Raw genomic sequence first — 6,703 nt, forward strand, 5'->3', positions numbered from 1 at the left:
CCACCGTGCAAGAGACGGGTGAACCGCAATGACGAGTACTGTCGCCGAATACGAAACCCTCGCCGAACTGAACGAGCTGACCTCGGTCGCGGTGATCGGGATGGGGTACGTCGGCCTCCCCACCGCGCTCGGCCTGCACGAGAGCGGCGTCGAGGTGATCGGCATCGACCTCTCGCAGAACCGCCTCGACGCGATCCGCTCCGGCGAGGTCGACCTGATCGAGGCCGACCACCGCCGGCTGGAGAAGGCCGTGCACCAGGAGGACTTCCGGCTCACCGCCGACTCGGCGCGGATGGCCGAGGCCGACGCCGTGCTGGTGTGCGTCCCGACCGGGCTCGACGAGTACCTGATGCCCGACCTCGGCCCGCTGGAGAGCGCCTGCGCGGCGCTCGTCAAGCACGCGCGGCCGGGCCAGACGCTGATCCTCACCTCCACCAGCTACGTCGGCACCTCCGGGCGGCTGCTGGTGAAACCGCTGGTGGCCAAGGGGTTCAGGATCGGCCGCGACATCTTCGTCGCGTCCAGCCCCGAGCGCATCGACCCCGGCAACGTGACGCACACGCAGCAGGAGACCCCGCGCGTGCTCGGCGGCGTGACGCCGACGTGCACCGCGATGGCGCAACGCGTGATCAACCTCCTGACGCCGGCGGTGCACTGCGTCAGCTCGGCCGAGGCCGCCGAGCTGACCAAGCTGTACGAGAACACCTTCCGCGCGGTGAACATCGCGCTGGCCAACGAGTTCGCGGAGATCAGCGACGGCTTCGCGATCGACCCGATCGAGGTGATCGACGCGGCGGCGAGCAAGCCGTACGGGTTCATGGCCTTCCACCCCGGCCCGGGCGTCGGCGGTCACTGCATCCCGTGCGACCCGCACTACCTGCTCTGGCAGCTGCGCGCGACGCAGCAGAACGCGCCGCTCGTCACGCAGGCCATGCACGCCATCGCCGAACGGCCGAAGCAGGTCGTCGACCGGATCAGCAGCACGTTGTCCCGCGACGGCAAGGGTTTGGGCGGCGCCCGCGTGCTGGTGGTCGGGGTCACGTACAAGCCCGGTGTCCAGGACGTCCGGTCTTCGTCCGCGTTGGACATCATCGACCTGCTGGCGGCGCGGGGCGCGAAGGTCGGTTACCACGACCCGCTCGTGCCGACCATCCGCGTCACCGGCGGGCAGCTGGACAGCGTCGCCGAGCCGGAGGGCGGCGACTGGGACGTCGCGCTGATCCACACCGTCCAGCCCGGCCACGGCTACGACTGGCTCGGGGACTGCCCGCTCGTCATCGACGCCACTTACCGTTTCGACCCCTCGCTTTTCGCGAACTGATTCTTTCGGGGGCTCCGGGTGGCGGAGCCCCCGGCCTGGGGCGGAGCCCCAGATGACACTGAGAGGACATCCGACGTGCGTTACCTCATCACCGGCGGTGCCGGCTTCATCGGCTCCCACCTGACCGAGCACCTCCTGGAGCGCGGCCACGAGGTCGTCGCGCTCGACAACCTCAGCACCGGCACGCTCGACAACCTCGCCGGCTTCCGGGACAACCCGGGCTTCCGCTTCGTGCGCGGCTCGGTCACCGACCCTTCGGCCGTCGAGGCGTGCATGGCGGGGATCGACGCGATCTTCCACCTCGCGGCCGCGGTCGGCGTCTTCACCATCCTCGACAAGACGATGGACAGCCTCCGCACCAACCTGCACGGCACCGAGACGATGCTGGACGCGGCGCTGCAGCACGACGTCCCGATCCTGGTCGCCTCGACCAGCGAGATCTACGGCAAGAACACGGCGGACGGCCTCACCGAGGACGCCGACCGGATCATCGGCTCGCCGCTGAAGAACCGCTGGTCATACGCCGAGGCGAAGGCGCTGGACGAGACGTTCGCGTACCTGTACGCGGTCGAGCACGGCCTGCGCACGGTGATCGTCCGGCCGTTCAACACGGTCGGCCCGCGCCAGACGGGCCGCTACGGCATGGTCATCCCGCGGTTCGTGAAGCAGGCCTTGGCGGGCGAGCCGATCACGGTGTTCGGCGACGGCCAGCAGACGCGCTGCTTCTGCCACGTCCACGACGTCGTGCCGGCGCTGGTGGCCCTGCTGTCCGACGAAACGGCGTACGGCAAGGTGTTCAACCTCGGCAGCACCGAGCAGACGACGATCGCCCAGCTCGCCGAGCGCGTGATCGCGGCGACGGGCTCGGCGAGCACGATCGCGAAGGTCCCGTACGAGGAGGCCTACGGCGACGGGTACGAGGACATGCAGCGCCGGATCCCGGACTGCACACGGGCGAACCAGCAGATCGGCTTCTCGCCCACGCGGACGCTGGACGACATCATCTCGGCCGTGGTCGCCGACCGCCGCGGTTCCTGATCCGGTCCCGATGTAGTGAATGACTCATTCCTGTCGCCTGGCGACAGGAATGAGTCATTCACGTCGTTTCAGCGGTGCTTCGCCGGGCCGAGCTTGCGGTACACCGTCTCCAGCAGCCCGGCCGCGTCCGCCGCCGCGATCCCCAGTTTCTCCGCGATCGCGTCGATCGCCGTCGCGTCCGCGGCCAGTTCCGCGACCTTGAGCTCGGTTTCGTTCAGCAGCACGGTCACTGCCCGCCGTCGGCGCCGTCGAACTCGCCCGCCAGCGCCGCGCGGCCGGCGACCCCCAGCTTGCGGTACACCCGCGTCAAGTGCTGCTCCACGGTGCTGACCGTGATGTACAGCGTCGCCGCGATCTGGCGGTTCGTGCGGCCGTCCACGGCCAGTTCCGCCACCCTCAGCTCCGCCTCGCTCAGCACCGACGCCGAGGCCGACGCCGCGGCTGCCTCCGGGCGTGGGACCGGCCGGGGAGCCGACGGCGGCCGGGCGCGGCCCTGGCGGGGCACGTGCACCGGCTTCACCAGGCTGCCGCCGCGTTCCGCGCGCTGGCTCAGCTGGTTGATCGTGCGCATCGTCTTCGCCAGCTCCAGCCGGTCGCCCGACGCCTTGAAGCTCTCCGCCGCCCGGTTGAGCAGCCCCGGCCGCGCCGCCGCGTCCCCGGCGAGCGCCAGGATCCGCAGGGCGAGGCCGCGGGAATACGCGTCGGCCGGGCCGGCGCCGGCCAGCTGCTGCTTGGCCAGTTCGACCGCCAGCGCCGTGTTGCCCAGGCCCAGGTTCGCTTCCGCGAGGTCGGCCTGCCACGGCAGGATCGTCGGCAGCTCCAGGTCCTGCTCGCGCAGGATCCGCCGGCACTGCTGCAGGTCGCTCACGGCCGCGAGGCCGCGGTTGGTCGCCAGGTGGAACTGGGCGCGGGCCCGCAGGTAGCGGACGCCGCCGAGGGTTCCCCAGACCGCGTCCGGCAGCGGGTGCCGCAGCACCGCCGCCGCGTCCTTGAACGCCCCGGCCGCGGTGTGCGCGATCAGCAGCGTGCCCAGCGGGTGGGCGATCGCGACGCCCCAGTTCGGCGCGTCCAGCATGCCCAGCGCCCGGGTCGCGAGCTCGACGGCGCCCGCGACGTCGCCCCGGCGCAGCCGCAGGCTCGCGAGGATCGCGTCGAGCATCGCCTTCCACGTGATCGCGCCGCGGTATTCGGCTTCCTCGCTCAGCGACGTGCACCAGCCTTCGGCGCGGTCGGCCTTGTCGTCGTGGGCCAGCGCGAGGATCGCCGTGGCGAGCGCTTCCAGCGAGGTGTCGGACAGCCGGCAGTTCTGCAGGATCCGTTCCGCGCACGCGGAAGTGGCCTCGGTGCCACCGGTCCGCCACATCGACGCCAGCGTGCTCGCCGTCTGCAGCCAGGGATCGGCCGCGTCGGCCGTCGTCGTCGAGACGCCGTAGTGCCAGTAGCCGGCCAGGACCAGCTCCGCGGAGGTGCGCGGGTCGAGCGGTTCGACGTCGTGCTCGAGCGCGGCGAACGCGTGCTCGAAGGTGTCCCGGTCGCCGAGCCACAGCGACTGCCGGGCGAGCCCGATGCGGTCGGATCGGTCCAGCGAACCGGCCTCGCGCAACGACTTCAGGTGCGGCGCCGCGGCGGCCGGGTTGACGCGCCAGGTGATCTTGGCCAGCAGCTGGGAGATGGTCTGCCGCTCCCAGGTCGCCGTCGAGACGGAGTCCGCGAGCTTCAGGCAGCGGGTGGCGAACTCGATGTCGTCGCCGAGCATCACCTGCTCCGCCGCCGCGACCAGCACGGGCAGCGCCCAGTCGGGCTGCGCCTCCCCGGCGGCGACGAGGTGCCGCGCGACGTCGGCGGGGCTCAGCCCGCGGGCGTGCTTCACCTCGGCGGCCCGCACGTGCAGCCGGACCTTCTCGGGTCCGCGCAGCCCGCCCAGCACCGCGGCGGCGGCGAGCGGCCGGAACCGGACGCCCGCGACGAGGCCCGCGTCGGCGAGCCGCCCGGTGGACGCCTCGGCCTCCAGGGGGTCGACGCCGGCGACGATGGCGACGGCCTCGGTCGTGACGTCGCTGTCCAGCACCGCGATCGCGGTCGCCACCTCACGCAGCGGCGAGCCGTAGCGGTGCAGCAGCCGTTGCACGGCTTCGGAGTACGCCGAGCCGGTGTCCGCGCTGCCGCGGTGGGCGTCGATCAGGGCCCGGACCAGCAGCGGGTTCCCGGCGCTCAGCTCGTGGATCCGTTCGGGCAGCCCGTCGCCCTGCACGAGTTCGGCGATGGCCTGGACCGACATCGGCGTCAGCTCGACGTGCCGGTGCGGCAGCGAGGTGAACGGCAGGTCGGCGTAGGACCCGTCGGCGTGGTTGAGGACCAGCAGCAGCGCGGCCGACGGGGTCCGGCGCTGCAGGCGCAGCAGGAGCCGCGCGGAGGTCTCGTCCACGTGGTGGAGGTCGTCGACGGCCACCAGCACCGCGCGTTCGCGGGCCAGCCGGTGCAGTGCGCCGCACAGCCCGGCGATCCGGTCGTCGACGCTGTCGGCGGCCGGCAGATCGGTCAGCGACGGCGGCAGCAGCGGGCTGGCCAGCAGCTGGTCGAGCACCCCGCCGTCCACGTCGCGTTCGTCGGCGGCGCCGGACGCGGTCAGCGTCACGATGCCGAGTTCCTTGGCCCGCACCACCAGCTGGTGCTGCAGGTGTGTCTTCCCGCTGGCCGGGCCTCCGCCGACCAGCACCGTTTCGCCGACGCCGGTGTCGCATTCGATCAGCAGGTCCTCGAGAAAAGCCAAGGCCCCATGCGGATTGTCTCGGCGGTTCTGCCCCCAGATCACGCCCATCGCAAGCTCCTCGAAGCAGGCGGTTGTCTTCCTGCCCTGACGACGTTCGCAGCAGGCGCCTAAGCAGGGCCAACAGCGATCTAAAGTCACCCAACGGAGTGAATCGGACACAGTTTCGCGGGGGGTGTGGTTGGTTGATCTCGGGACGCGTTTCGGATGAGGTGGGAGCCGGCCGCGTGCCGTCCGGCAGGCCCGGCGCGCGAACCGCTCGCCCGGCGAAAGGTGCGCGCCGGCGACCACCCGCCATAGGGGTTGCCACGGCGGGGAAAGCCCCGAAAACTTCGGGAACCATGACTGCCGTAAACGAACGAACGAGCCGGTGGATCCGGCGCTTCCACGCGGCCGACGCCGCCGCCGTGCGGCTCGTCTGCCTGCCGCACGCCGGGGGTTCCGCCACCGCCTACTTCGCCTTCTCGCGCGCGGCCGCCGCGGCCGCTCTCGACGCCGATGTCGTTGCCGTGCAGTACCCCGGGCGGCAGGACCGGCTCGGCGAACGGTGCTTCGACGACGTCGGGGCCATGGCCGACGCCATCGCCGATGACCTCGGGCCCTGGTTCGACCGGCCCGTCGCGCTCTTCGGCCACAGCATGGGCGCGACGCTCGGCTACGAGGTCGCGCGCCGGCTCGAGGCGCGTGGTGCCGAGCTGCTGGGGCTGTTCGCTTCCGCCTGCCGGGCGCCGTCCCAGCAGCGGATCGAGTACGTCCACCAGCGCGACGACGACGGCCTCATCGCCGCGTTGAAGGAGCTCAGCGGCACCGACAGCGCCGTGCTGGGCGACGACGAGCTGCTGCGCATGGTGCTGCCCGCGGTCCGCGGCGACTACACCGCCGTCGAGACCTACCGGCACCGGCCCGGCACCGAGCTGGCGTGCCCGATCCAGGTGCTGGTGGGCGACGACGACCCGGTCACCGAGCTCGCCGAGGCCGACGCCTGGCGCGCCCACACGACCGGTGGCTGCGGGGTCGAGGTGTACCCCGGCGGTCACTTCTACCTGAACGCCCAGCTCGACGGCGTCCTGGCGGTCGTCGCGGCCCGGCTGCGCGACTGGGGTGCCGGCGCAACCCCCTGATCCGGGCACGGGCAGGGGTGGGGAAACCCCAGCCGGTGTTCAGGTGCCGACCCCATGGTTCGGCGGGTCCCGATCCGCGAAACTGGGTACATCGAGGAAAACGACCCGCCCCCGGAGGTAGTCATGATGGCGATCCAGACCGTTCCCGGTGTCACCCAGCGGATGCTCCCCAACGGCCACCTGCGCCTGACCTGCCGCGGCACGAGCCGCCAGGTCGACTGCGAGCCCGTGGCGGCGGCGATGTGGATCGCGCTGAAGCAGCACAACGGCGACGTCGACCGCGCGAGCGCCGTCCTGGCGGCGCTGTGGGAGACCGACGTCGAGGACACCCGCTACGACATGGAGCTGCTGGCGGGTTCGCTGTGCTCGCTGGGGTTGCTCGCTGAAGTGTGACCCGCTCGGAGGCGGTGCGCGGTCAGGGTCGCCGTGCGCCGCCTTTCGTTGCGCCCAAGGCCC

6 protein-coding genes are annotated in these 6,703 nt (G+C 71.9%); 4 read left to right on the forward strand and 2 right to left on the reverse strand.

From position 1 onward, the window contains the following. Positions 1-28 precede the first annotated feature (28 nt). Both ABFJ78_RS31920 and ABFJ78_RS31925 read left to right on the forward strand, forming a co-directional pair. On the forward strand, positions 29-1,321 hold the full coding sequence (locus tag ABFJ78_RS31920) for a nucleotide sugar dehydrogenase (RefSeq protein WP_436390307.1): 1,293 nt from the start codon (positions 29-31) through the stop codon (positions 1,319-1,321). Positions 1,322-1,396: 75 nt separating this feature from the next. Continuing rightward, entirely contained in the window at positions 1,397-2,359 is a 963-nt protein-coding gene (locus ABFJ78_RS31925) for an NAD-dependent epimerase/dehydratase family protein (RefSeq protein ID WP_436390309.1), read from the forward strand. A 68-nt stretch (positions 2,360-2,427) separates the two neighbouring features. Here the strand turns inward: ABFJ78_RS31925 and ABFJ78_RS31930 are convergent, their stop codons facing one another. Together ABFJ78_RS31930 and ABFJ78_RS31935 are read right to left on the reverse strand one after the other, a co-directional pair. After that, a complete protein-coding gene (locus tag ABFJ78_RS31930) occupies positions 2,428-2,583 on the reverse strand; it encodes a hypothetical protein (protein WP_436390311.1) in 156 nt (51 codons plus the stop codon). 2 nt (positions 2,584-2,585) lie between these two features. After that, positions 2,586-5,177 carry a LuxR C-terminal-related transcriptional regulator gene (locus ABFJ78_RS31935; protein ID WP_436390313.1) on the reverse strand — a complete coding sequence of 864 codons (2,592 nt, stop codon included), beginning with the start codon at positions 5,175-5,177 and terminating at the stop codon, positions 2,586-2,588. Between the two features lie 290 nt (positions 5,178-5,467). On the opposite strand from ABFJ78_RS31935, the gene ABFJ78_RS31940 reads away from it, so the two are divergent. Both ABFJ78_RS31940 and ABFJ78_RS31945 read left to right on the forward strand, forming a co-directional pair. Continuing rightward, positions 5,468-6,247, forward strand: coding sequence for a thioesterase II family protein (locus tag ABFJ78_RS31940; protein ID WP_436390314.1), 780 nt, complete (start codon positions 5,468-5,470; stop codon positions 6,245-6,247). 126 nt (positions 6,248-6,373) lie between these two features. Next, positions 6,374-6,640 carry a hypothetical protein gene (locus ABFJ78_RS31945; protein ID WP_436390316.1) on the forward strand — a complete coding sequence of 89 codons (267 nt, stop codon included), beginning with the start codon at positions 6,374-6,376 and terminating at the stop codon, positions 6,638-6,640. The last annotated feature ends 63 nt before the right edge of the window (positions 6,641-6,703 follow it).

The organism is Amycolatopsis sp. MEPSY49, assembly GCF_051337345.1.
GTDB lineage: Bacteria > Actinomycetota > Actinomycetes > Mycobacteriales > Pseudonocardiaceae > Amycolatopsis.

What these genes read in the sequence shown, in the direction of transcription:
- ABFJ78_RS31920 (WP_436390307.1), top strand. Translation starts at nt 29, where the DNA reads ATGACGAGTACTGTCGCCGAATACGAAACCCTCGCCGAACTGAACGAG.
- ABFJ78_RS31940 (WP_436390314.1), top strand. Translation starts at nt 5,468, where the DNA reads ATGACTGCCGTAAACGAACGAACGAGCCGGTGGATCCGGCGCTTCCAC.
- ABFJ78_RS31945 (WP_436390316.1), top strand. Translation starts at nt 6,374, where the DNA reads ATGGCGATCCAGACCGTTCCCGGTGTCACCCAGCGGATGCTCCCCAAC.
- ABFJ78_RS31935 (WP_436390313.1), bottom strand. Translation starts at nt 5,177, where the DNA reads ATGGGCGTGATCTGGGGGCAGAACCGCCGAGACAATCCGCATGGGGCC.